Annotated in this window: 22 protein-coding genes; 11 read left to right on the forward strand and 11 right to left on the reverse strand. The window is 63.7% G+C overall.

Translation table 11 applies throughout. The features are described 5' to 3' along the window. From GR183_RS15550 to GR183_RS15570, 5 genes are all read right to left on the reverse strand, one after another. Complete coding sequence (locus GR183_RS15550; RefSeq protein ID WP_160776568.1) at positions 1 to 1,041, reverse strand: L-idonate 5-dehydrogenase; 1,041 nt, start codon at positions 1,039 to 1,041, stop codon at positions 1 to 3. Positions 1,042 to 1,051: 10 nt separating this feature from the next. Beyond that, positions 1,052 to 2,329 (reverse strand): TRAP transporter large permease, encoded by a 1,278-nt coding sequence (locus tag GR183_RS15555; protein WP_160776569.1) that lies wholly within the window; start codon positions 2,327 to 2,329, stop codon positions 1,052 to 1,054. Further along, positions 2,326 to 2,832 carry a TRAP transporter small permease gene (locus GR183_RS15560; protein ID WP_160776570.1) on the reverse strand — a complete coding sequence of 169 codons (507 nt, stop codon included), beginning with the start codon at positions 2,830 to 2,832 and terminating at the stop codon, positions 2,326 to 2,328. Before GR183_RS15560 ends, GR183_RS15555 begins: the two co-directional genes overlap by 4 nt. 64 nt (positions 2,833 to 2,896) lie before the next feature. Beyond that, positions 2,897 to 3,874, reverse strand: a complete 978-nt coding sequence (locus GR183_RS15565; protein ID WP_160776571.1) for a TRAP transporter substrate-binding protein — start codon at positions 3,872 to 3,874, stop codon at positions 2,897 to 2,899. Positions 3,875 to 3,905: 31 nt separating this feature from the next. After that, complete coding sequence (locus GR183_RS15570; protein ID WP_312846838.1) at positions 3,906 to 4,280, reverse strand: GntR family transcriptional regulator; 375 nt, start codon at positions 4,278 to 4,280, stop codon at positions 3,906 to 3,908. 167 nt (positions 4,281 to 4,447) lie between these two features. Between GR183_RS15570 and uxuA the strand changes: the two genes are divergently transcribed. Then, a complete protein-coding gene (gene uxuA, locus GR183_RS15575; RefSeq protein WP_160776573.1) occupies positions 4,448 to 5,644 on the forward strand; it encodes a mannonate dehydratase in 1,197 nt (398 codons plus the stop codon). Between the two features lie 84 nt (positions 5,645 to 5,728). On the opposite strand, the gene GR183_RS15580 is transcribed toward uxuA, so the two are convergent. Further along, entirely contained in the window at positions 5,729 to 6,508 is a 780-nt protein-coding gene (locus GR183_RS15580; protein WP_160776574.1) for an SDR family NAD(P)-dependent oxidoreductase, read from the reverse strand. Between the two features lie 137 nt (positions 6,509 to 6,645). Between GR183_RS15580 and GR183_RS15585 the strand changes: the two genes are divergently transcribed. The 7 genes from GR183_RS15585 to GR183_RS15615 are packed head-to-tail and all read left to right on the forward strand — an operon-like array spanning position 6,646 to position 12,846. Beyond that, a complete protein-coding gene (locus tag GR183_RS15585) occupies positions 6,646 to 7,122 on the forward strand; it encodes a MaoC family dehydratase (protein ID WP_160776575.1) in 477 nt (158 codons plus the stop codon). Then, the gene (locus tag GR183_RS15590; protein WP_160776576.1) at positions 7,119 to 8,321 is read left to right on the forward strand and encodes an acetyl-CoA C-acyltransferase; all 1,203 of its coding nucleotides are present in this window, start codon (positions 7,119 to 7,121) and stop codon (positions 8,319 to 8,321) included. The genes GR183_RS15585 and GR183_RS15590 overlap by 4 nt, the downstream gene beginning before the upstream one ends. Next, positions 8,321 to 9,295, forward strand: a complete 975-nt coding sequence (locus tag GR183_RS15595; protein WP_160776577.1) for an NAD(P)H-dependent flavin oxidoreductase — start codon at positions 8,321 to 8,323, stop codon at positions 9,293 to 9,295. The genes GR183_RS15590 and GR183_RS15595 overlap by 1 nt, the downstream gene beginning before the upstream one ends. After that, on the forward strand, positions 9,295 to 10,530 hold the full coding sequence (locus GR183_RS15600; protein WP_160776578.1) for an acyl-CoA dehydrogenase family protein: 1,236 nt from the start codon (positions 9,295 to 9,297) through the stop codon (positions 10,528 to 10,530). The genes GR183_RS15595 and GR183_RS15600 overlap by 1 nt, the downstream gene beginning before the upstream one ends. A 9-nt stretch (positions 10,531 to 10,539) precedes the next feature. Continuing rightward, positions 10,540 to 11,574 (forward strand): phosphotransferase family protein, encoded by a 1,035-nt coding sequence (locus GR183_RS15605; RefSeq protein WP_160776579.1) that lies wholly within the window; start codon positions 10,540 to 10,542, stop codon positions 11,572 to 11,574. A 55-nt stretch (positions 11,575 to 11,629) separates the two neighbouring features. Beyond that, entirely contained in the window at positions 11,630 to 12,436 is an 807-nt protein-coding gene (locus GR183_RS15610; RefSeq protein ID WP_160776580.1) for an IclR family transcriptional regulator, read from the forward strand. After that, complete coding sequence (locus tag GR183_RS15615) at positions 12,436 to 12,846, forward strand: PaaI family thioesterase (protein ID WP_160776581.1); 411 nt, start codon at positions 12,436 to 12,438, stop codon at positions 12,844 to 12,846. The genes GR183_RS15610 and GR183_RS15615 overlap by 1 nt, the downstream gene beginning before the upstream one ends. Before the next feature lie 16 nt (positions 12,847 to 12,862). Here GR183_RS15615 and GR183_RS15620 read toward each other — a convergent pair whose 3' ends face one another. The 5 genes from GR183_RS15620 to GR183_RS15640 all read right to left on the reverse strand — a co-directional run bounded on the left by GR183_RS15620 (position 12,863) and on the right by GR183_RS15640 (position 20,435). Then, positions 12,863 to 13,936 carry an acyl-CoA dehydrogenase family protein gene (locus GR183_RS15620; protein WP_160776582.1) on the reverse strand — a complete coding sequence of 358 codons (1,074 nt, stop codon included), beginning with the start codon at positions 13,934 to 13,936 and terminating at the stop codon, positions 12,863 to 12,865. A 1-nt stretch (position 13,937) separates the two neighbouring features. Next, the gene (locus GR183_RS15625) at positions 13,938 to 15,125 is read right to left on the reverse strand and encodes an acyl-CoA dehydrogenase family protein (RefSeq protein ID WP_160776583.1); all 1,188 of its coding nucleotides are present in this window, start codon (positions 15,123 to 15,125) and stop codon (positions 13,938 to 13,940) included. A 4-nt stretch (positions 15,126 to 15,129) separates the two neighbouring features. Continuing rightward, complete coding sequence (locus GR183_RS15630) at positions 15,130 to 17,223, reverse strand: 3-hydroxyacyl-CoA dehydrogenase NAD-binding domain-containing protein (protein WP_208999872.1); 2,094 nt, start codon at positions 17,221 to 17,223, stop codon at positions 15,130 to 15,132. Beyond that, positions 17,223 to 19,217, reverse strand: a complete 1,995-nt coding sequence (locus GR183_RS15635) for a TRAP transporter permease (protein ID WP_312846839.1) — start codon at positions 19,215 to 19,217, stop codon at positions 17,223 to 17,225. The genes GR183_RS15630 and GR183_RS15635 overlap by 1 nt, the downstream gene beginning before the upstream one ends. Before the next feature lie 69 nt (positions 19,218 to 19,286). Then, positions 19,287 to 20,435, reverse strand: coding sequence for a TAXI family TRAP transporter solute-binding subunit (locus tag GR183_RS15640; protein WP_160776585.1), 1,149 nt, complete (start codon positions 20,433 to 20,435; stop codon positions 19,287 to 19,289). A 129-nt stretch (positions 20,436 to 20,564) separates the two neighbouring features. Here GR183_RS15640 and GR183_RS15645 point away from each other — a divergent pair, with 129 nt between their 5' ends. From GR183_RS15645 to GR183_RS15655, 3 genes are read left to right on the forward strand one after another with little or no spacing between them, the layout of a single operon-like run. Beyond that, positions 20,565 to 22,253: a thiamine pyrophosphate-binding protein gene (locus GR183_RS15645; RefSeq protein ID WP_160776586.1), complete on the forward strand. Its 1,689-nt coding sequence runs from the start codon at positions 20,565 to 20,567 to the stop codon at positions 22,251 to 22,253. After that, positions 22,250 to 23,794, forward strand: a complete 1,545-nt coding sequence (locus GR183_RS15650) for a class I adenylate-forming enzyme family protein (RefSeq protein ID WP_160776587.1) — start codon at positions 22,250 to 22,252, stop codon at positions 23,792 to 23,794. Before GR183_RS15645 ends, GR183_RS15650 begins: the two co-directional genes overlap by 4 nt. Then, positions 23,787 to 25,451 carry a long-chain-fatty-acid--CoA ligase gene (locus GR183_RS15655; protein WP_160776588.1) on the forward strand — a complete coding sequence of 555 codons (1,665 nt, stop codon included), beginning with the start codon at positions 23,787 to 23,789 and terminating at the stop codon, positions 25,449 to 25,451. The genes GR183_RS15650 and GR183_RS15655 overlap by 8 nt, the downstream gene beginning before the upstream one ends.

Below are 25,451 nucleotides of genomic sequence, written 5' to 3' on the forward strand. Positions count from 1 at the left end.
TCAGGCAAAGGCCAGATGAACCTTGACGGATCGCGTGCGGTCGCCCGCTGCGTCAAAGGCTTCGAGCGCTCGTTCAAGCGGATAAGTTGCGGTGATGATCGGCTTGACGTCGATAGCCCCGGTATCGATCAGCTGCACCGCTTCGCCAAATTCGGAGTGGAAGCGGTGCGTGCCCTTGAATTCGATCTCCTTGCCGACCAGAACGTTGATCGGAACCGGGAGGTCGCCGGTCACGCCGACCTGGACGATGATCCCTTGCGGGCGCACAGAAGCGATGGCCGTGCGCAGCGCCGCAGGTGCTGCCGAACATTCGAACACCACATCGAAATAGCCCTTGTCGGCGGCATAGGCTTCCATGACATCCGCGCTGGTCGATACGTTGACGGTCCGCGTCGCGCCCATTTCGGTAGCGACCGCCAATGCCGCGCCCTGCAAATCGGTGACGACGATTTCCGTGGCACCGCGCTGGCGTGCGACCGCAGCGCAAAGAGCCCCGATCGGCCCTGCACCGGTCACCAGAACGCGCTTGCCCTGCAATTCGCCTGCGCGGTTCGCCGCATGGACACAGACGCTAAGCGGCTCCGAACAGGCAGCCTCGGCGATCGACGTTCCCTCGCCTATCGGCTCGCACTGGAACGCCTGCGCCACAATGCGGTCGCGAAACGCTCCCTGCTCGTGCGGGAAACGAAGCGCTGATCCGTAAAACCTCATCTCCAGGCAATGGTTGAACATGCCCTCCCGACAATATTTGCAATGCCCGCATGGTCGGCTCGGGTTGAGCGCCACCCGGTCGCCGGCCTTGACGGCCGTCACGCCGGGCCCAACGGCTTCGACCGTGCCGGCGATCTCGTGGCCAAGGATGATAGGTTCCTTCACCCTGATCGGCCCGAAGCCGCCCTCGTGATAATAGTGCAGATCGGACCCGCAAATTCCGCCTGCCCCGATGGCGACCAGTACCTCGCCTTCTCCCGGCGTACCGACAGTATCGGTCTCTATGCGGATGTCGTGTTCGCCGTAGAGGCGGCATACCCGTGTCTGCATGACCTTGTTCCTAATCGAGGAGCACCGAGGGGAGCCAGGTTGCGATTGCCGGCACGTAGGATACCAGCAGCAAGACGAGGATATTGGTCAAAAGGAACGGTGCGATTGCCCTGACGACCGGCGTAAGCGGCAATTTGGCGATATTCGCGCAGACGAACAGGCAGACGCCGACCGGCGGCGTGGTCAGCCCGATCATGAGGTTCAACACCGCGAAGGTCGCAAAATGCAGCGGATCCACCCCGACCCCTTGCGCCAGCGTCAGAAGGGGCACGAAAAGGATGATCAAGGCGGCGATCGTCTCCATGAACATGCCGATGAACAGAAGCAGGACGTTGATCAGCAGGATGACGACATACTTGTTTTCGGTAACGGACAGCACGCCCGCCGCGATCGCCTGCGGAATTCGCTCGGAGACGAGGATCCAGCCGAACACGTTCGCGAAGCCGACGAGCGCCAGGATCGCCGCGGATGAGATCGCGCTGTCGATGACGATCTTCGGCACGGCCCTGAGCGGCAGCTCCCGATAAACGAAACTGCCGACGACAAAGGCGTAAACGCTGGCGACCACGGCGGTTTCGGTCGGCGTGGCAAGACCGCTCAGCAGGCCGCCGATGATGAGCGCGGTCATGGCGATCGCCCAGAATGCGCCAAGGAAGGAGCGGGCCAACTCGCCCAGACCCTGCCAGGCCTGTCGCGGAAAGCCCTTGCGCACGGCAATGATGTAGGTGGTGACCATCATCGCCAGGCCCATCAAAATGCCGGGTGCCGCACCCGCCAAAAACATCTTGCCCACGGAAATTCCGGACAGCGCACCGACAATGATCATCGGTACCGATGGCGGGATGATCGGCCCGACCGTCGAGGACGCCGCGGTGACCGCCGCCGAGAAATCGGCCGGGTATCCCGCCCGCCTCATGCCCGGGATCATCATGCCGCCGATTGATGCGGCATCGGCGACCGCCGTGCCGGAAATGCCGCCGAACAACATCGAACCGGCCACATTCGTCAAGCCGAGTCCGCCGCGCGCCCAGCCGACCATTGCATTCGCGAACCGTATGATGCGCTCGGTAATTCCGCCGTTGTTCATCAGGTTGCCGGCGAGAATGAAGCCCGGAATGCAAAGCAGCACGAATACGTCCATGCCGGCATACATTTTCTGCGGAAGGACGACGAACGGAATGTCGGCGGCAAAGAGATAGGCCATCGAAGCCAGTCCGAGCGTCACCGCGACCGGGATACCGAGCGTCAAGCCGCCGACGAAGACGGCGATCAGGATGGCAAGATTCATAGTGGCGGCTCATCCAAACGATTTTCGGGAAGCCCGTCGGACTGGCCAAGCATCATCAAAACGGCACGCGCCGCAGAGAAAATCATCAGCGACAGGATCAGCACAAGAACGCTGACATGGATGTAATCCATGCGCCAGCCCAGTGCAGGCGATGTCTGCAAGGCACCAATCGACGTGTATTTCCAGGCGGGACCGATCAACAGCGCGCACATCGCCGCGGTCACGACCGCACCGATGAGGCGCATGCGCCATGGCCATCGGCCAGGAGCGGATTCGCTGACGATATCGACATTGACAAGATCGCCGCTGCGAAACGAAAGGCCCGCCCCGAAGGCGGCCAGAAAAAGAAGCGCAAACCGCGTCAGTTCCTCGGTCCACACCGGCGAATTCGAAAAGACGGACCGTCCGAGAACCTGGATCAGAACCGCGCCGATCAGCACGCAAAACGCCAGACCGATGGCGGCGCGGCTAATCCGGACGATGATTTCGAGCAAATGGTTCATGATTGTGAGCGGCCCTGGTTCATCAGGGCGCCGGTTCGACCGGCGCCCTGCTCAGCAATCGCGATCAGTTGGAGAAAAGCTCTTCGACGATCGGCTTGATCTCGTCGTTCACATTGGCAAGCACGGCGTCCTTGGCTTTTGCCTGGAAGGCCGGGCCATCGACCTCGACGAAGGTCATGCCGTGTTCCTCCAGGTATTTGCGGTCGTCCTCGAGCGAGGCGTTGAAAAGTTCGCGCTCATAGGCCTGCGCGGTCGCCGCGGCTTCCATCACGGCCGCCTGGTCATCCTCGGACAATTTGTTCCAGGTGGACTCGGCAATCGTCAGATAGATCCAGGAGCGAACGTGTTCGGTCATGTTCACGTGGCTCTGCACCTCGTTGAAATTGGCCGAGCGGATAAGCGCGAGCGGGTTTTCCTGAGCCTCGATCGTCCCGTTCTGGAGAGAGGTGAACACCTCCGAGAACGCCATCGGTCCGGGATTGGCGCCGAGCGCCTTCCAGACATCGACAAACAGCGGCACGTTCGGGACGCGCATCTTCAGCCCTTTCAGATCGTCGGGCGATGCGATCGGCCTGTTGGAGGTCAGGTCTCGCGGCCCGCGGGCAAAATACGCAATCGGCCGGATTTGTACCTTCTCGATGATTTGCTGCTTGATCTTGTCGCCGATTTCACCGGTGGCGACCTCGTCCATATGCTCGATGGACTTGTAGGCATAGGGCACGGCCAGAAGCGCGGCCATCGGCGCCCAGTTCTGCAGGCTCTCACCGGTGATCGTCATGTCGACCGTACCGAGCTGCATGCCGTTGATGAGATCGATCTCCTTGCCCAGCGACTCGTTGGGATAGACTTCAACCTCGATCCGGCCATCGGTCAGGCGGCTCAACTCCTCGCCGAATTTCACCGAAGCCAGGTGCCACGGATTCTGTTCATTGGCGAGATGGCCAAGCTTCAGCGTCATGTCGGCGGCGAGCGCCGAAGTGGTAATCAGGCCCGCGGCGAGCGTCGCAATGACGGTATTTCCTATTTTCGAAAGTGTATGCATCGTCTCCTCCTTCCGTTTGCAGGCTTGTGGTTTAACTGCCTGCGTTTTCAAATAGTTCCGGCCTGCAATCGGCGTTGGGGGCATGCCGTTCCACCGGTTTAATTATTGAAGACCGTAGCATGGACAGGCGGTCAAGAAACGCGTGCAAACGATCATCGAGTTCCAAAAACCGCGCGTCCTTGACAACGGAAACGGCGATCTCTCGCACGAAGGTGCCGCGCTGCGGGCGAGCTTCCAGAAGGCCTTCTTCGGCAAGCTTGATGCAGGCTTCGCGCACTGGCCGGCGGCTGGCGCCACATCCGGCCGCGATTTCGGATCCGGAAATACGCGCGCCCGGCCGAAGTTCATTGGCGACAGCACGTGCGCTAAGCAAGCGATGGATCCGGGGAGCGGAAGCCCCGCCCACGTCCGGTATCGCCTGCGATCTGCATTGAAGCGTCATGGCACACGCATCCTCCCTTCGCGTTTGGCTAAACCATACTTCCATTCTAGTCAACAACCAAAATTGCTGCTATGAAAGCTTGTCTGTCCGCGCAGCCGTTGATACGGGATTGCGCGCATCGGGAGGCGATCATGAGACAAACATGGCGGTGGTTCGGACCGCGGGATCTGGTCACGGTTGACGACATGCTCCAGGCTGGCGTCGAAGGCGTGGTCACGGCCCTGCATCATGTGCCGACCGGCGCGGTCTGGTCCGCACGGGAAATCGAAAAGCGGAAGGCCGAGCTTTCGGCCATGAAGGACGGCGCGCCATCCGGCCTGAATTGGGAGGTCGTCGAAAGCCTGCCGGTCTCCGAGGATATCAAGAAGCAGAATGGCGAATGGCGCGAGCATATCGCCAACTACAAGGTCAGCATGCGCAACCTCGCCGATGCCGGCCTCGAAGTGATTTGCTACAATTTCATGCCGGTGCTCGACTGGACGCGAACCGATCTCAATTGGCGGGTTTCGACCGGGGCAACCTGCATGCGGTTCGACTATGCGGATTTCGCCGCCTTCGACATTTTTATCCTGGCGCGCCCCGGCGCCGAGGAGGACTATCCGAAGACGGTCGCCGAGGAGGCGAAGGCGCGTCACTCGGCAATGGAGGATGCAGGGCGCGAGGCGCTGGCGCGAAATGTCGTCTTTGGCCTTCCAGGTGCGGCCGAGAGCTTTTCGCTCGATGATGTGCGCCGGCACCTCTCCGAATACAAGGCGATCTCCGCCGAGCGGCTGCGCGCCAATTTCATCGATTTCCTGACCGAAGTCGTGCCGGTCGCCGAAGAGCTGGGTATCCGGATGTGCTGCCATCCAGACGACCCGCCGTTCAACCTGCTCGGACTGCCGCGCATCATGTCGACGGAATCCGACTACAAGGCGATCATGGATGCCGTCGACAGCCCCGCCAACGGCATTACGCTGTGCACGGGTTCGCTCGGCGCAAGGCCGGACAACGATCTGCCGGGAATGATTGAGCGACTTGGCGACCGTGTGCATTTCCTGCACCTGAGAAATGTGAAACGCGAAAGCTCCGATATCAGCGGTTCGTTTTACGAGGCCGAGCATCTGGGCGGCGACACCGATATGGTGGCTGTGGTCGCGGCCGCTCTTGCCGAGGAGAAAAAGCGCAAGGCGAACGGCCGCGCCGACTGGCTGATCCCGATGCGGCCGGACCACGGCCAGGACATTCTCGATGATCTGAACCGCAAGGCCCAGCCGGGCTATCCTTCGATCGGCCGCCTCAAGGGTCTGGCCGAACTGCGCGGCATCATGGCAGCCCTGTCGCATTGAAGCCCCGCACTTCCGGAAAGGCCGGAGCTTCACGCAAGCAAAGCGCCGACGGCTCTTTCGGATATCGCATCCTTGCGCGAAATATCAGGTGGAACCGTCCGCTATCTGCCAGCCTCCGTCGATGATCAGCGTCTGCCCGGTCATCCATCCCCCTGCGCGGGATGCCAGGAACACCGCCGCACCCGCAACGTCCTCCGGCTCTCCGATGCGGCCCAGCGGATAGCTTTTGACGAGCCGCGCTTCGCGTTCGGGATCTTCCCACAGTGTGCGGGCGAAATCGGTACGCACCACCGCCGGTGCGATCCCGTTGACGCGGATGTTGTCCCGTCCGTATGCCACGGCGAGATTGCGGACAAGTTGCGCATCGGCGGCCTTCGTGAGCGCGTAAAGACCCAGCATGTTCGACCCCTTGAATGCTGCAATCGACGAGATCACGACCGCCGCCCCCCCGCCCTTGGCCGCCATGCCGGGGAACGTGCGGGCGGCAAGCTTCATATTGGCACGGATATTCACAGCGATCGTCTTGTCGAAGACGTCGTCGGGCGTCTCCAGGAAGGGGCCGTAATAGGGGTTGACGGCGGCGTTGCAGACGAGGATGTCCGGCGCGCTCCATTCCTTTTCCGTCTCGCTCACCAACCGTTCTATATCGCCATCGCGCGAGATATTCGCGGCGACCGGCAGCGCCTTGCCGCCACTTGCACGGATTGACGCCGCGACGTCCTCGCAGGCTTGTACCGTCCGGCTGGAAATAACGACATGCGCGCCGGCTGCCGCCATCTCCTCGGCGATCGCACGGCCGATACCCCGCGTCGAGCCGGTGACGAGGGCGACTTTGCCGGAAAGATCGAACAGGGCGGAGGGCATGGCGAACCTCTAAGCTTGCGACCGGTAATTTATAAAATTCGAAACAGCGTTCTGCAATGCGGAATAAACGAGCCGATGGCCGCTTGCGGAATTTCGTTCTGCTATGCAAAACTCGCGAGCAGCAGGAGACGATACGAATGAAGAGCACGACAGTGCAAGCGCTGCTGGCACGGCAAGGAGAAGAGATCGGCGTGTCGGAGTGGATCGTCGTGGATCAGGCGATGGTCGACCGCTTCGCCGAAGTGACCGACGACCGGCAATTCATCCACGTGGACCCGGAGCGTGCCGCGCGCGAAGGACCCTACGGCGGGCCGGTTGCGCATGGGTTCCTGACGCTCTCGCTCCTGCCGGCCATGGCGGCCACTGCCCTGCCCCGGATCGAAGGTCTGCGCTTCGCCGTGAACTACGGCTTTGACCGGATCCGTTTCGTGGCGCCTGTTCCTGTTGGGCGGCGCGTTCGCGGGCACTTCCTGCTGCGCCACGCGAAATGGAAAGCGCCGGGAGATCTGCAATTCGACGTGGAAGTTACCGTCGAGATCGAGGGACAGGAGCGTCCTGCGCTGGTCGCGACGTGGCTTGGACGGCGCTATCTGGAAAGTGGAGAAACGGAATGAGAGAGGCGGTCATCGTCTCAACCGCGCGCACACCGATCGGCAAGGCCTATCGCGGCGCGTTCAACGACACGCAGCCGCAGCGACTGGCCGGCCATGCCATCGCCAACGCCGTGGAACGCGCGGGCGTTGCCCCCGAAGAAGTGGAAGACGTGGTGCTGGGCTCGGCGGTTCAGCAAGGCGCGCAGGGCGGAAACATCGCCCGGCAGGCCGCCTTGGCGGCAGGGCTGCCCGTGACGGTGGCCGGCATGTCCCTCGACCGGCAATGCGCTTCCGGCCTGATGGCACTCGCGACGGCGGCGAAACAGATCGTGCATGACGGCATGCAGGTGGCGGTGGGCGGCGGCGTGGAGTCGATCTCGCTCGTCCAGAACTCCCATCGCAACACCTACCGCGCGAAGGATCCAGGGCTCGTGGAAACGGTTCCGGCCATCTACATGTCCATGCTGGAGACGGCGGAGGTGGTTGCCGATAGATACGGCATCTCACGTGAGGCGCAGGACGAATATGCCGTCCGCTCCCAGGCCCGCACGGCGGCAGCCCAGCAGGCAGGCGCCTTCGATGACGAGATCGTGCCGCTCACGACGGTCATGCAGGTGACGGACCGCGAAACCGGAGAGGTATCGCCCCGCGAAATCACGCTCTCGCGGGACGAAGGCAACCGGCCCGGCACAAGTGCCGAGGATCTGGAAAAGCTCAAGCCGGTACAGAAGGACGGCATCAGGATCGCCGAAGGGCGCTTCGTCACGGCAGGGAATGCCAGCCAGCTTTCCGACGGTGCTTCGGCATCGGTCCTGATGGAAGCAGGCGAAGCGGCTCGCAGGGGCCTTCGCCCGCTCGGCCGCTATGCCGGGATGGCCGTTACCGGTTGCTCACCGGACGAGATGGGCATCGGGCCGGTTTTCGCCGTGCCGAAGCTGCTGAAGCAGCATGGCCTCGCCGTGGACGACGTCGGCTTGTGGGAGCTGAACGAAGCCTTTGCCGTGCAGGTGATCCATTGCCGCGACGAACTCGGCATTCCCGACGAGCGGCTCAACGTCAACGGCGGCTCGATCTCCATCGGCCATCCTTATGGCATGTCCGGCGCGCGCATGGCCGGCCATGCGCTGATCGAAGGCAAGCGGCGCGGCGTGCGCTGGGTGGTGGTTACCATGTGCGTCGGTGGCGGCATGGGCGCGGCCGGCCTGTTCGAGGTGCTTTGATGGCACTGCCCGCGATCCTTCAAGGCCTGCGCCTGCCCATGGTGGGCGCACCTTTGTTCCTGGTGTCCGGTCCCGATCTGGTGATCGCCCAGTGCAAGGCCGGTATCGTCGGCAGCTTTCCGGCGCTGAACGCCCGCGAAGCGGAAGGCGATCACCCGATGCTTGAGATCTGGCTGCAACGGATTACCGAAGAACTCGACCGTCACAACCAGGCGCACCCCGACACGCCCGCGGCCCCCTTCGCGGTGAACCAGATCGTCCATCGTTCGAACGCGCGGCTGATGCGCGACGTCGATATCTGCGCGCGCTGGAATGTTCCGATATGGATCACCTCGCTCGGCGCGCGGCCCGAAGTAAACGCGGCCGCCCATGATGCGGGCGGCATCGTCCTGCACGACGTGATCAACAACACCTTCGCCCGCAAGGCGATCGACAAGGGCGCCGACGGGCTGATCGCCGTTGCCGCGGGTGCCGGCGGGCATGCGGGGGCCCAATCGCCTTTCGCGCTGGTCCAGGAAATCAGGGAGTGGTTCGACGGTCCGCTCGCGCTTTCGGGCGCCATCGCGACGGGCCGGGCGCTGCTCGCAGCGCGGGTCATGGGCGCGGATCTCGGCTATGTCGGCTCACCGTTTATCGCAACACGGGAAGCTCAGGCGCAGCCCGAATACAAGCGGATGATCGTTGAAGGCGGTGCGGAGGATATCGTGACCTCCGCCCTCTTCACCGGCGTGTCGGGCAACTATCTGAAACCCTCGATCGCGCGCGCGGGACTGGATCCTGACACCCTTCCGGCGGAACGCACGGAAATGGATTTCCGTGACGGCTCGTCGAAGCCCAAAACCTGGAAGGACATCTGGGGGTCGGGGCAAGGCATCGGCGCGGTGAAGGCGGTGGTTCCCGCAGCGGAGTTGATCGACCGGATCGCCGGGGAGTATCGCGCGGCACTGGCGAGCCTGGCACAGGGAGGCGTTTGATGGATCTTGGCATGTCGGAGCGGGTGAAGCCGCTGGTCGAGCAGGTTCGGCGCATGATCGAGGAGGAGATCGCGCCGCTGGATGCGGAGTATCACGACGAGGTCGGTCGGCATCCGTCGGGCGACCGTTTCGCGCTGACGGACCGGCAGATCGAGATCCTCGACGGGCTGAAGGCAACAGCGCGCGCACGCGGGCTTTGGAACTTCTGGCTGACGGACAGCGCGCAAGGGTACGGCCTTTCCACCGTTGAATATGCCTATCTCGCGGAAGAGATGGGCAAGGTCTCCCTCGCCGCAGAGGTGTTCAATTGCAGCGCGCCCGACACCGGCAACATGGAGGTGCTGGAACGCTACGGCGCGGACTGGATGAAGGACCGGTGGCTGAAGCCGCTTCTGGAGGGAGAAATCCGCTCGGCCTATGTGATGACGGAGCCGGACAGGGCTTCCTCCGATGCCGCGCAGCTTGGGTTCTCGGCGCGGCACGAAGGGGAACATTACATTCTCAACGGAGAGAAATGGTGGATCAGCGGTGCTGGCAACCCACGCTGCAAGTTGTACATCCTGCTTGGCTGCACAGATCCGGATGCGCCGAAGCACGCCCGGCACACCATGTTCGCGCTCGACAGCGATTTGCCGGGCATCGAAAAGCTCCGCCCCATGCAGGTCTTCGGTCAGGATCACGCCCCGCACGGGCACATGCATCTGCGCTTCACAGATGTTCGGGTTCCGGCGAAGAACGTGATCCTTGGCGAGGGGCGCGGATTCGAAGTCGCGCAGGGGCGGCTCGGCCCGGGACGCATCCACCATTGCATGCGCGCCATCGGCATGGCGGAAAAGGCGCTTGAGATGATGTGCCGCCGCGGGCTCGCGCGTGAGGCTTTCGGCAAGAAAATAGCCGAGTTGGGGTCGAATTACGACATCATCGCCAATATGCGCATCGAGATCGAGCAGGCACGCCTTCTCTGCCTCAAGGCCGCCTGGATGATGGATACGCAAGGCACCCGCGCCGCACAGCCCTGGATATCCAAGATCAAGGCGATAGCGCCGATGATGGCCGCCAGGGTCGTGGACGAGGCGATGCAGCTGCACGGCGGCGAAGGCATCAGCCAGGACACGCCGCTCTGGCATATGTGGACGAAGCTGCGCACGCTCCGTTTCGCCGACGGCCCGGACGCGGTGCATCGCCGGCAGGTGGCGCGGGCGGAACTGCGCAAATACCGTAACGAGGCGGTGTGAAGGCGAGCCATGGCGAGCGACCCGAACCTCCCCGATACCGAAGCCGTCGCATCATGGTGTACGGACAATGTTCCGGGGTTTCGGGGGCCGGTGAGGCTTGAGAAATTCGCCACCGGACAGTCGAACCCGACCTACCGCCTGCATGCGGCCTCGGGGGATTATGTCCTGCGGCGCAAACCGTCAGGGCGCCTTTTGAAATCCGCCCACGCGGTGGGACGTGAGTTCCACGTGCAGCGCGCGCTCTCCGGCACGGGGGTCCCGGTGGCGCACATGCATATGCTTTGCGAGGATGACGGCGTCATCGGCTCGTCCTTCTATGTGATGGATTTCGTCAACGGCCGCCATTTCGACGACCCGCGCCTGCCGGGACTTTCGCCGGACGAAAGGCGAGCGCTCATGGACGAGATGAACCGGGTTCTCGTCGCGATTCACAAGCTGGATCTTGAGGCGGCAATGCTTTGCGACTTTGGACCGGAGGGCAACTACTACCGCCGTCAGATCGACCGCTGGACCGCGCAGTATCGGGCAAGCGAGACGGAAACGATCCCGGCGATGGACGACCTGATCGCCTGGCTTGACGAAAACACGCCCGTAGACGATGGGCTCCGCACCCTTGTCCATGGCGATTTTCGTATCGACAACCTGCTCTTTGCGCCCGATGGTCCGGCCTGCGCCGCGGTGCTGGACTGGGAATTGTCGACCCTGGGCCATCCCTTCTCGGATCTGGCATCGGTTCTCATGCGCTGGCGCCGGCCCCAGGGGCCCCTCGGTCGGGGTTTGGCAGGCGTGGACCGCAAGGCACTGGGGTTGCCGGAGGACCGCGCCTTCATCGATCTTTATTGCGCTCGCATGGGCCTGCCGGGCGTCGAAAACCTCGGCTTTAGCCTCGCCTTCGCATTCTTCCGGATGGCGGCCATCCTCCAAGGGGTGAAGAAACGGGCGCTTGACGGCAATGCCTCCAACCCCGAACGGGCACTTGAGATTGGCGGGCATATCCCCGGTTTCGCCGAACAGGGGCTTGCGGCCGCCGACGAGATTTGGTGAGAAGACCGGGAAAATTTCCGGGCGTGATGGACCGGGCGGGATCGGGACGGATTGAATGGACAACGGCGACGAACAGTTCGATTTGGAAGACGATCGCAATTTCGTCACCGCGCTAGCACGCGGACTTGACGTGCTGCGCTGCTTCCGGCCGGACGAGACGACACTCACCAACCAGGAAATCGCCGCGCGCACCGGCCTGCCAAAGGCAACGATAAGCCGGCTGACCTATACGCTGCGTAAGCTCGGCTACCTCATTCACTCCGAGCGCACGGGAACTTACCGGCTGGGCGCCGGCGTTCTGGCGTTGGGCTATGGCGTGCTGGCCGGCATGGAGATCGGCGAACTCGCCAAGGAAGAGATGCGCAAGCTTTGCGAGGGGCCGAACCCTCACGTGACGGCGGCACTTGGCGAGCGCCATCGCCTGCAGATGGTCTACATGGCGGTAAGGCGGTCGAACCAGGCCGTTTCGCTGACCATGAACGTCGGCGCCAGGCTTCCGCTGTTTCATTCATCGATGGGTCGCGCCGCCCTTGCCGGCATGTCGCACGAGGAGCGTTCGCATATGGTCCATCTCGCCATCATGGAAAAGCCGGAGGAAGAGGTGCGCATCCGCAAGAGCGTGGAGCGCGCGGTCGAGGATTACAAGCGTTTCGGCTATGCCACGTCCTTCGGCGACTGGCGCTCGGAGGTGAACGGTATCGCCGTGCCGATCTGGTCCCTCAATGGCGATCGCCTTTACGCCATGAACATCGGCGGACCATCGTTTCTGTGTTCGCCTGAGATGCTGCAGAAGGAATATGGCTCCAGGCTGGTCGAGGCCGGGCGGGCCTTGAGCCAGCAGGCGCGGCCGGGGATCGTGTGATGGGAGATCTGGACCCTGCGCTGAAGGAGACGCATTACCCGTTCCAGAAGCTTCTCGGTTTCGAGATGACCGGCTGGAGCACCGATTATGCCCGCTTCGAGATGCCGCTGACCGGCGATCTGATGAACCGCTACGGAATTCCACATGGCGGTATTTACGCGGCACTCCTCGATACGGTCATGGGGTTTTCCGGCTGCTACACGGGCGATCCCGAGCGCAAGGTGCTGGCCATGACTTTGTCGATGACGACGAATTTCCTTTCGCGCCCCGACGGCAAGCTCCTGATCGGCGAAGGACGGCGCACCGGAGGCGGGCGCTCCTCCTTCTTCGCCGAAGGCACGATCCATGATGAAACCGGCACGCTCTTGACCACCGCAACCGGCGTTTTCCGCTATCGCAAGGCGTTCTGACCCGCGAAGCGGCTCCTCAGGCGGCGCGATAAGCCGCCATCACCTGTTCGAGGTGATAGTCGGTGTCGCCAAGCTGATGGTCGATCATCACGGCCCGCTTGGCGTAATGCGAAAGCGGATATTCCCAGGTCATGGCGATGCCGCCATGCATCTGGACCGCCTCTTCGGCGGTCAGTTTCACGGTGCGCCCGATCAGGTTCTTGGCCATGGAAACGCTACGCGACTGCTGATCCGTTCCCATGCGGCTTGCGGCGAGAATGGTGATCGAGCGTGCCTGCTCTATCTCGGTCTTCAAATCCACCATGCGGTGCTGAAGCGCCTGGAAACTGCCGATGGACCGGCCGAACTGTTTGCGCGTCTTCAGATAGTCGAGTGTGGTTTCGAACATATGGTCCAGCACGCCCACCGCTTCGGCGCATAGCGCAAGCGCCCCGAAATCAAGCGCATCCTGCAAGGCGGCATCGGCATCGCCGATCAAAAGCGTGGCGGGCGTATCGTCGAGCAGGACCTCGCCGGCGCCCCCACCGTCGATTAGTCCGTAACCGGCGACCTCGACATCCACAGCCTTGACCTCGAAAACACCAAGCCCCGCGCCGGCCTGTGCGGCAACCAGAATACGTTCCGCCGCCTGGGCCCCGTAGACGACGCTTTTACGCCCGCGCAGCAGCCAGGTCCCGCCCTCCTGCCGCGCCTCGGTGGCAAGGCCTTCAATTCCGTAGGGCGCATCGGCCTCGCCCACCGCCACTGCGTAGCGCATTTCTCCCGACAAGAGCCCGTCAATCGAAGCGTCCGCCGCAAGAAGCAGCCGCGCCGCCATCAAGGCTGGCAGCATCGGCTCGGGGCAGAGCGCGCGGCCAAGCGCTTCGAACACCGTGGTGACGTCGAACCCCGCACCGCCAAATCCGCCTTCCGCCTCGGGCGCGAGCGCGTGAAAGATACCGAGTTCCGCCAGATCCGCCCATTTTTTGGGGCTGTGATAAGGCGGGTCGTATGCGGTTGCCGCTCGCGTCTCCCAGCCGTAATTTTCCGAAAGATAACGGTTCAGCGTGTCGGCCAGAAGCCGCCGCTCCTCGCTCATCTCGAACTGCATCTCAAAGCTCCAGCATGGTCTTGCTCAGGATGTTGCGCTGGATCTCGTTCGATCCGCCGAAGATCGACAGCTTCCGATTGTTGAAGTAACGCGCCGCGTTGCGCGTATGGCCGGCGGGCGCGATGGCGAGATTGCCCTCCAGCGCTTCGGAGGGAAAAGGTGCCGCCGCCGGACCCAGCGCGCGACGGGCGAGGTCGTTCAGCGCCTGGCGGATCGTCGTACCCTTGATCTTCAGCATGGAGCTTTCCGGCCCGGGCCGCCCGTTCTTCTGCGCATCGGCCAGCATGCGCAAGTTGGTGATCTTCATCGCTTCGAGATCGATCTCGACTTCGCTGAGCCTTGCTGCGAACAGCGGGTTGTCGATCAGCCTTTTTCCATTGCGGCGCTGCTGCGTGGCCAGCGCCTTCAACTGCTCGAACGCCTGTACGGAAAAGCCTACGCCCGCGATATTCGTGCGCTCATGGGTCAGGAGGAACTTGGCGATGGTCCAGCCCAGATTCTCCTCCCCGACGAGGTTTTCAACCGGAACGCGGACATCGGTGAAGAAGACCTCGTTCACCTCGTAACCGCCTTCGAGCAGACGGATCGGGCGCATTTCGATGCCGGGCGTGTCCAAATCGACGAGCAGGAAACTTATCCCTTCCTGCGGCTTGCCCTCCTTCGAGGTGCGGACAAGGCAGAAAATCCTGTTCGCGTGCTGGCCGAGCGTCGTCCAGGTCTTCTGGCCGTTTATCACATAGTGATCCCCATCGCGCACGGCGGAGGTCCTCAGGCTCGCGAGGTCGGACCCGGCGCCGGGCTCGGAATATCCCTGGCACCACCAGTCACTGCCGTCGAGAATGCGGGGCAGGTAATGCGCCTTCTGCGCTTTTGAGCCGAAGCGGATCAGCACCGGCCCCAGCATGTGCAGGCCGAAGGGCACGATGCGCGGCGCCCCTGCAAGGCAGCATTCCTCCTCGAAAATGTGCTTCTCGACGGGGCTCCATCCCGTCCCGCCGAATTCCGTCGGCCAGGTCGAGGCAAGCCAGCCGCGCCCGTTCAGGATCGCGTGCCAGCGCTCCATATCCTCTTTTGAAAGTGTGTGACCCGACAAAACCTTGTCCGAAAGTTCTCCGGGAAGTTCCGCCTTCAGAAAGGCGCGCACCTCATCGCGGAAGGTTGCTTCCTCGGGCGTGAAGTTCAGGTCCATGCCATCACCCCTCGTTCATATCCGCAAAGCGCGTGCCCTCACGCGCCATACGGGCGAGAAGAGGGGGCACCTGCCAGTAGTGGGCGTCCTCTTCCGCGTAGCGCTCGATGCGCGCGACCAGTTCCTTCGCGCCCAACGTATCGGCATAGTGCAGTGGGCCGCCCCGAAACCGAGGGAAGCCGTAGCCGAACAGGAAAACCGCGTCGATATCGATCGGCCTTTGCGCGATCCCGTCTTCCAGCACTCGTGCGGCTTCGGCGATCATCGCCGTCATGTATCGGTCGACGATCTCATCATCCTCGAAGTTGCGGGGCAATATCCCGGCCTTGGCACGTTCCTCATCGATAATCCGCGCGACCTCCGGGTTCGGCTCCGGCTTGCCGCCTTGCGGATAGACGTAAAAGCCTTTCCCTGTCTTGCGCCCGAACCAGCCCTCCTCGCAAATCCGGTCCGCGATCGGGATGTAGCGTTCCTCCGCAGGCCGCATTGCCGCGTGGCGCTTGCGTGTCGCCCAGCCGATGTCGAGCCCGGCAAGGTCCGACACGGCGAACGGCCCCATGGCGAAGCCGAACCCGGTGAGAGCGGGGTCGATCTGCTGTGGCGTTGCGCCGTCCATCATCAGGTAATCCACGCTCTTTCGGTAATGAGCGAGAATCCGATTGCCGATGAAGCCGTCGCAGACGCCGGCGCGCACCGCGATCTTGCGCAGGCGTTTTGCCAGTGCAAAGCCGGTTGCGACCACCTCGGCCGCCGTTTTGTCGCCGACCACGACCTCGATCAGCTTCATCACATGGGCGGGCGAGAAGAAGTGCAGGCCCACCACATCCTGCGGTCTGGATGTGGCGGCGGCGATACGGTCGACATCGAGGTAGGACGTGTTGGTGGCCAGCACCGCCCCTTCCCTTGCGATGGCATCGAGGCGGGCGAACAGCTCCGTCTTGACCTCCAGATCCTCGAACACCGCCTCGACGATCAGGTCGGCTTCGGCCAGAGCGCCGAGATCGGTGGTCGCCTTCAGGCGTTCGGCCAGGATCGCGGCACGTTTGGCTTCGTCCAGCTTTCCCCGTTTTACGGCCTGGGCGAGATTTCCCTCAACGCTTGCCCTGCCACGGGCGAGTGCTTCTTCGTCGCGCTCCACCAGCGTCACATTCAGGCCGGCAAGAAGCATCGCCGTGGCGATGCCGGATCCCATCGTGCCGCCGCCGATCACGCCGGCACCGGCAACGGGACGAGGCGTTGCTCCCGCTTCCGGAATTTTCGCCACCGCGCGCTCGGCGAAGAAGGCATGGATCAACCCGGCACGTTGCGGGCTTTCGATGCACTGGCGGAAAAGCGCGCGTTCCTGCGCAAGTCCCTCCGCCAAAGGGCCGGTACAACCGGCAACCGCCTCCACCGCCTTGTGCGGCGAAAACAAATGCGCCTGCTTCGCCTTCAGCCGCTCGGACACGTCGGCAATCGCCGCATCGTCGGGCGAAACCTGCAATTCCCCGGTCCGCCGGGTGCCCAGGTTGCCCTGCCGCACTTCCTCGGCCATCTCCAAGGCGACGTCGCGGGGCTCGCCTTCCGCGATACGGTCGATCAGCCCCATCTCCAGCGCTTCTTCCGCGCCGATGCGGCGGCCTTCGGTGATGATCTCAAGCGCCTTGGCGATTCCGATCAGCCGGGGCGCCCGCTGCGTGCCGCCCGCTCCGGGCAGAACGCCAAGGGTCACTTCCGGCAGGCCGACCTGCGTGCCCGGTAGCGCGATGCGCGCATGCGCGGCCAGCGCCACCTCGAAGCCGCCGCCGAGCGCGGTTCCGTGAAGGATGGCTATCACCGGCTTCGCGCATGCTTCGATTGCATTGTTCACGTCCGGCAAGATCGGGTCTTTGGGCGGCTTGCCGAATTCGCGAATATCCGCGCCGGCGATGAAAGTCCTGCCCGCGCCGAAGATCGCGATCGCATCCACCGCTTCATCGGCTTCCGCTTGCCGCACGGCCTCCAACAGTGCCGTTCGCACGTCATGCGAGGAGGCATTGACCGGCGGGTTATCGATCGCGATCAGAGCGGTGCCATCCACCATTTCGTAACGGACTGCGGGAGCACTCCGGATATTCATCATGCCGTCTCCGTCGTCGGATGTTCGTTGCGCCCGCGCCGCTCGTCGAGCGTTGCCAGCACCAGTGGAAGCGCGGCCAGCGCCAACCCGATCAGCGCACTTTTCCCGTAACCGAGCCCGAGCGCCTCTGTTGCAGGCAACGCGAAGAAAATGCCTCCGGCAAAAAGCAGCACACGCAGACCAAGCCCGGCGATACCGCCCCGGATCCGGCCGATCAGGCTGATGTAGCCCTGCAATGCCATGCTGACGAAAGCGACACCGATGAGAGCCGAGACCAGCGCAACCGCGACCTCGCCGGCCGGCGCCTGCCCGATCAGCGCCGGGTTGAGCACGAAGAAGAAGGGAGCGAAATAGATCACCCCGCCGAGCCGCATCGCCTCGAAGCCCGTCTTGATCGCGTTGTCGCCTGCCATGGTCGCCGCGGCGAAGGCGCCCAGCGCGACCGGAGGCGTGATGTAGCTGACCATGCCCCAGTAGAGGATGAAGAGATGGACGGCGAGCTGGTTGAGCCCGCCCTGCTCCAGCGCGGGCGCCAGCACCACTGCAAGGAAGATATAGCAGGCCGTCACCGTCATCCCCATGCCGAAGATGAACGCCGTCAGCGCACCCATCAATAGAAGGACGAAGGTGTTATCACCGGCAAGGAACACCAGCTCGTTGACCAGCGTACCGGCAAGCCCGGTCGCGGAGAAAGACCCGACGATCAGCCCGACGCCGAGCAGGATGGCCGTCAGTTCCGCCAGCCCCTCTCCAACCGAATAGATCGTGTGGGCGGCCTGTTTCCAGGAAAGCCGGTGAGCAGGCAGCGCCTGATTGACCGCGATCAGCAGTGCTGTCGCGAAAAATGGGGCCGACGTCTCCCGGCGCATCGCCACCAGCATGAAGATCAGGACCGCGAAGACGCCGACATAGAGCCAGCCCTCCCGCACCGTCCTTTTGAGGCTGGGCAGCTCAGCCTTGGTCATCCCTCTCAGGCCGCGCCGCGCGGCATATCCGTCGACCTGTGCGAAGAGGCCGAAGTAGAACAGCAACGAGGGAATGATCGCGGCAATCGCGATCTCGACATAGGGACGCGACAGGAAGGACGCCATGACAAAGGCGGTCGCTCCCATGATCGGCGGCATCAGCACGCCGCCGGTGGAGGCGCAGGCCTCCGTTGCCGCCGCGGTTCGCGCCGAAAAACCGGTGCGCTTCATCGCCGGGATCGATACCGCGCCCGTCGTCAGCACGTTGGAGATCACGCTGCCGGACATGGAGCCCATGAAGCCGCTTGCGAAGATCGAAACTTTCGCCGCTCCCCCGCGATAGCGGCCGACCAGCGCGAGCGCGAGATCGTTGAAGAAACGTCCGCCCCCGGTGTGCTGCAGCACCGCGCCGAACAGGATAAAGCCGATGACCACGCCGCCGAATGCCTTCATGGGAATGCCGAAGGAGCTTTCGGCGGAATAGACGTGGTAGCTGACGGCTTCGCTGAATGTGCTCTGGAAGCCCGAAAACGGATCGGGCACATGGCCCGCGAAGGTCGGATAGAAGGCGAAGAAAAGCACGATGAAGAAAAGTACGAGGCCGCCTGCCCTGCGTGTCGCATCCAGCACAAGAGCGAAGAAGAGCATCGCTACATATTGCGCCGTGGTCGGGGCGGCGTACTCCCAGCCCTGGCTCAGGTTGAGCTGCGCCGTGAATGCAAGATAGCCGGATGTGGCAAGCGCGCCTGCGGCGAGCAGCCAGTCGAGTATCCCTGCCTTTTTTCCTTTTCCGCCGCTTGCGCGAAAGACCAGGAAGGCGATTGCCAGGAATATGCCGCCAAGCAGATACAGATACCGCCCCTGGATCAGCACGACCCCGCCGATCCGCAGATTGAAGAGCTGGTGTATCACCAGAAGGATGCCGGCGATCGTGCCGAGGATCACGGCAATGAAGGCCGCCCGGCCCGGGCCGGAACCATGCTCCGCCGCTTCGGGAACGGGCGGAGCGGAAGAAGGTGACTGTGCCACGTGGGAGCCTATTCCTGCGGAAGGATCAGGCCCCGCGCCTGCCGCACGGGGCCCATAGCGGTGCCTTGATCAGAAGACCAGCCGGAATCCGCCGGCCTCAAGCGCTGCCCGGCGCTTCGCCGCCCAGGCTTCTTCCCAGTTTTCCGGGTTTTCCGCCTTCAGTTCCTTCCATGCGGCGGCAAGCGCTTCCTGCCGGGCGATGAGATTGTCGTTATGCGCCTGCGCCTCGTCCGTCCAAACGCCCGCCTCCTTATAGAAGCGGATGGCGCCCTCGTGATACGGCGCGACCCAGGTCATGTCCTGCTTTTCGAGCGCCCAGCCGCCGATGCCCGGCGCCTTGCCGTTATAGACGTCGTAAAGTTCCACCATCGCCTTGGTCATGTTGTAGGCGAGATCGGCATCCGTTTCGCTGGTGCCGATCAGCACCGGGTAGGCGTAGCCCGCACCCTGATAGCCGTCGGTATCGTCGATGGTTGCGCCGACGCGCGCCTTGTTGGGCGAGAAGAAGGGCGCGATCGCCTGCATGCGCGCCAGCCCCTCTTCATTCGCGGGGTCGATCGGCGGCCAGAAGAGACCGCGCGGGCTTGAGGCCGCCTCATAGGCCATGCCGGAGTTGGTGGAGGCGAATGCCGCATCCACCTGCCCCTCCATAAGCCCCTTCCAGGAGGCGCCGAACCCGCCGAAGTCGACGCGCTCCACATCGTCCCAGCTCAGGCCGCCATAGGCGAGATAGGCCTCGGTGTTCACGTTGAGCGCCGGCGCGCCCACGATATAGGCGACGCGCTTGCCCTTGAGGTCGGAGAATTCCTTGATGCCGAGGTCGCCCGCCACGCCGACGGCGAGATTGATCGCCCCGCCGTTGTTGGCCATCAGGACACGGACCGGCTGCGGCCCCCAGTTTTCCGCGCCGAAGTCGAAAACGCCTTCCTGCGCCATGAAGCTGCCGCCGACACCTGTCGCGGAAAATTGAACGCGCCCCTGGCGCAGCGGCTCGGTCCGCGAGACATCGTTCTTGCCCGGCAGCACGCGCAGGTTCACGCCCAATGCATCCTGCAGCGCCGCGCCGATCGCGACGGACTGGTTGTAGCCTGCAGAACCGGTATCATAGGCTGTCCAGCTGAGTTGGCGCGGCAGTTCTGCTGTCGTTTCCTGCGCGAGCGCGTTTCCCGCGCAAAGCGCCAGGCCGGCAGCCGTCACTATTTGGAAGAACGGTCTCATGGTAATCCTCCCTGATGTCGCAATGCGCGGAGCCTGCGGCCCGCACCTCCCATTTGCGGAATTGTGTTTCGCATAGCGATAATCTAAGACTACAATCAAAAGTCAAGGGAGGAGCTTTTGGCGGAAAACATGCGTCGCGCGGCCGATCATCTGGCCGATTGTCTGGCGGCTCTTGGGGCCGACCGCATGTTCTGCGTACCGGGCGAATCCTATCTTGCGCTGCTGGATGCGCTTTACGGGCGCAAACGGATCGATCTGGTCGTCTGCCGGCACGAAGGCGGCGCCGGCATGATGGCCGTGGCGGACGCGAAGCTGACCGGCAGGCCCGGTCTGCTCGCGGTCAGCCGGGGGCCAGGGGCGACAAATGCCTCCATCGCGATCCACCTCGCTCAGCAGGATGCCGTGCCGCTGATGGTGCTTGTGGGTCAGGTCGCGCGTCATGAGCGCGGTCGCGGCGCCTTCCAGGAAGTTGACTATTCGCAAGCTTTCCGCGAGATGACGAAAGGCGTGTGGGAGGTGCAGCACGCTGCCCAGATGACCGAAACGCTGAGCCGGGCATGGAAACTGGCATTGTCCGGAACGCCCGGTCCCGTGGTGATCGCGCTGCCTGAGGATATGCTGGGCGATCCCGTTCAAGCGGACCCCGTCCTGCCACCCGCCATTCCGCTATGCGGACCGGGTGCGCGGGAAATCGAAAGCGCTGCCGAAATGCTGGCATCGGCCGAACGCCCCCTGATCATCGCGGGCGGAGGGCTTGAGGGCGCGGAGGGGCGCGCGGCATTGAAGGCGCTGGCTGAAGCCCAGGGCATCCCTGTGGCGCTTACTTTCAAGCATCAGGAAATCTTCGACAACGGTTCATCGCTCTATGCCGGGCATCTGGGCTTCAAGATCCCCGGCTCGCTGGTCAAGACGCTTTCCGAGGCCGACCTGATTCTGGCGCTCGGCACGAGGCTCGGCGATGTGCCGACGCAAGGATACCGCCTTCCCCGAGCACCCGGGCCGGACCAGCCGCTGATCCATGTCTGGCCGGATCCTGCCATGATCGGCAAGGTGTTCCGCACCGACCTCGGGTTGCCTTGCGATCCGGCGGCCTTTTGCAGGGCATTGGCCGGGGCGGGGCCCGCCGTTCCCGCCGCACGGGCCGAATGGCGCGCGCGGGCGCATGGCGCGATGCGCCAAATCGCCGATTACACGCCGCAGGACTTTGCCGACGGGCTCGATTTCGGTGCGGTCGTTCAGGAACTGGCGCGGCAGGCCCCGCGAGACAGCATCGTTGTGACGGATTCGGGAAATTTCTCAGGCTGGGTGCATCTGGCCTGGCCCTGGGACGGTACGCAAAAGGCCATCGGTGCCGTCGGTGGCGCCATGGGCCTGGGCGTACCGGGCGCGGTGGCGGCTTCGCTTCGCCATCCCGAAAAGACCGTGCTCGGTTTCGTGGGCGACGGCGGCGCACTGATGACGGGCAACGAGCTGGCCACCGCCATGTCGAAGGGCGCAAGGCCCAAAATCATCGTCTCCGACAACCGCACCTATGGCACGATCCGCCTCCATCAGGAACGGGATTATCCGGACCGCGTCTCCGGCACCGACCTTGTGAACCCGGATTTTGCCGCCTGGGCGGCCGCATTCGGCGTGAAGAGCTGGCATCTTTCCAAGGGTGGTGACATTGCCGGCATTGTCGGCGAATTCCTCGGCCACGAAGGTCCTGCCCTGCTCTCCGTCGCTTCCAGCGCGGAGGCGATTTCCGCCTATACCACCATCTCGGCGCTGCACGAGCGGACGCGCCGCGCGCAATCGGCTGGAGTTCGCAAGGGATGACAACAGGCGCAATCGCAGAAGAGGTCGCGCTTCCGCTGGAACCTGCGCCTCTCCCTGGAGAGGAATACCGCGATTTGCCGGCCCGCATCCGCGATCACGCGCGCAAGCGGCCGCACGCCGTGGCGCTTATCGATGACAAGACGCGCCTGAGCGCTGCCGAACTGGCCGACATGATGGACCGCACCGCTTCCGCCCTCTCGGTACGCGGCGTCGGTCCGGGCGATGTGGTCGCGACGCTTGCCGGTGTCACCGCGGACCATCTCCTGGCCTATCTCGGCACCGTCGCGCTGGGTGCTGCGGTCGCGCCCCTGCCGGTTTCGGCCCACACCGATGCGCTGCGGAGGATGCTCGACAACAGCGCCGCCGTCCTGACGCTAGTTGACGAGCGGGCGCCGCATATCCCGGAGGCCGCATCCCTGTCCGGGCTGGTCGCGGAAGCCCGAAGCTCGTCCCCGCGGGCACCCCATGCGCTGTCGCCGGATGGGTTGTTCGACATCATCTACAGTTCCGGGACGACGGGCCATCCCAAGGGCATCGAACATGACACCCGATTTCGGGATCGTCAGATCGCCCGGCTGGGCGGGCTCGGCTTCGGGCCTGAGGCCGTTTGCCTCGTCTCCACGCCGATTTATTCCAACACCACGCTTGCCGCCCTCCTGCCCGCACTCGGCCAGGGAGCCCGCATCGTCCTGCAGCGAAAATTCGACGAACTCGCCTTTCTGGAACTGGCCGAACGACACCGCGTCACGCATGCGATGCTGGTTCCGGTTCAGATCCGCCGGCTGATCGAGCATCCCGCGTTCGGCCGTTTCGACCTATCGGCCTTCAAGGTCAAGCTTTCGACATCCGCCCCCCTGCCGCCCGCACTCCTGCGCGAAGTGCTGGAACGCTGGCCGGGCAGGATGATCAATATCTACGGCATGACCGAGGGCGGGGTGAGCACCCTCCTCGATTGCGGCGCCCATCCAGACAAGCTGCACACCGTCGGCCACCCGGTGCGGGGGGCTGAAATCCGCGTCATCGGCGAGGACGGACAGGCCCTTCCGCCGGGAGAAGTGGGCGAGATCGTCGGCCGTTCGGCGACCATCATGCGCGGCTACCGCGCGGCACCCGAGGCGACCCGCGCCACGACCTGGATCAGCCCCGAAGGCTGGGCCTTCATCCGTTCGGGCGACATGGGCCGGCTGGACGCGGACGGTTTCGTCGTCCTGATGGACCGCAAGAAGGACGTGATCATCTCCGGCGGGTTCAACATTTACGCTTCCGATCTCGAGGCGGTGCTTTGCTCTCACCCCGCCGTGCATGAAGCGGCGGTCGTCGGCGTGGACGATCCGCGTTGGGGTGAAACGCCGGTCGGCTACGTCACGCTCAAAAGCGCCGCTGACGCGAATGACATCCGGGAATGGGCGAACGAGCGGCTGGGGCGCACGCAGCGCCTGAGCGCGGTCGCGATCCTTGATGCGCTTCCGCGCAACGCCATCGGCAAGGTACTCAAGCGGGATCTGCGTGCACGCCGGCAGACGGGGGACGCGGATGTTTGACCGCCATTTCAAGGTCTGGCCAAAGGGCGTGCCGCATGAAATCGACTTTCCCCGGCGCAATCTGTCGGAGAACCTGCGGCTGACCGCCGAGCGCGTGCCGGAAAAGACGGCGGTCGTCTATCACGGCGCAAGGATCACCTTCGCGGAGCTCTTCGCGAAGGTCGCCGCAATGGCGGGCTGGTTGCAGAACAACGGCGTGCGCAAGGGCGACCGGGTTCTCCTTTATATGCAAAACAGCCCGCAATATGTGATCGCCTATTACGCGATCCTGCGCGCCAACGCTGTGGTCGTGCCGGTAAATCCCATGAACCGCGTCAAGGAGCTGTCCCATCTGATCGCGGACACCGGCGCGCGCGTTGCCTTTGCCGGGCAGGAACTGCTTGACCATATCGCCCCCGCCCTGGCGGACGGGCGGCTCGGCCGAATTGTCGTGGCGGCCTACGCCGATATGTCAGATCCGGATTTCGACATTCCGCTGCCTCAAGGTCTGCGCGATCCCGCGCCCGAAAGCTACGGCATTGCCGGCGTCACGCGCTTTGCCGATGCTCTGGCCGCCGGGTATGAACCGGGGCCGATACTGGCCGGTCCGGACGATCTGGCGGTAATCCCCTATACGTCCGGCACGACAGGCAACCAGAAAGGGTGCATGCACACGCATTTCACCGTCATGGTCACTTGCGTGGGCGGGGCGGAATGGAACCCCGTCGGCCTGGGCGATGTTTCGCTGACGGTGCTGCCGATGTTCCACGTCACCGGCATGACCAACTCCATGAACATTCCGGTCTACTGCGGCGAAACCATCGTCATCATGACGCGCTGGGATCGCGCCGTCGCGGCGGAGCTCATTCGCCGTTACCGCATCGCCCGCTGGCGGTCGATCTCCACCATGGCGATCGACCTCGTGAACGATCCCGATCTCGACAGCTACGATCTGTCGAGCCTGAAGGCGATCGGCGGTGGCGGTTCGTCGATGCCGGAACCTGTGGCGCGGCGGCTCAGGGAGATCACCGGGCTCGATTATGTCGAAGGCTATGGGATGTCGGAAACCATGGCTGCGACGCATATCAACCCGGTCCATCGGCCGCATCGCCAATGTCTCGGCGTTCCGGTCTTCGGCGTCGATTCCCGCGTCGTCGATCCCGTGACGCTTGAAGAGCTCGCCCCGAACGAGCCCGGCGAAATCGTGATCCACGGTCCCCAGGTCTTTCTGGGTTACTGGAACGACCCGGACGCCACGCGCGCGGCCATGATCGAGATCGACGGCAAGCGCTTCATCCGCACCGGCGATATCGGGCGCTATGACGAGGACGGCTATTTCTACATCGTCGATCGCGTGAAGCGGATGGTGAATGTCTCGGGCTTCAAGGTCTGGCCGACCGAGGTCGAGGCGATGATCCACGACCATCCCGATATCGCCGAGGTCTGCATCGTCGGCTATCCGGATCCGCGCCGGGGCGAAGGCGTGATGGCCTATGTGGTGCCGCGCGGCCCCATCGGTGAAGATGCGCTGATCGGCTGGTGCCGCGAGCAAATGGCCGCCTACAAGTGTCCAAGCCGCGTCAGGTTCGTCGAAACCCTTCCCCGCTCGCCCAGCGGCAAGGTGCAATGGCTGCAGTTGCAGAAACAGGCCGAAAGCGAGGCCGGCCTCACGGCCTGA

The organism is Stappia sediminis, from assembly GCF_009826895.1.
Taxonomy (GTDB): Bacteria; Pseudomonadota; Alphaproteobacteria; order Rhizobiales; family Stappiaceae; genus Hongsoonwoonella; species Hongsoonwoonella sediminis.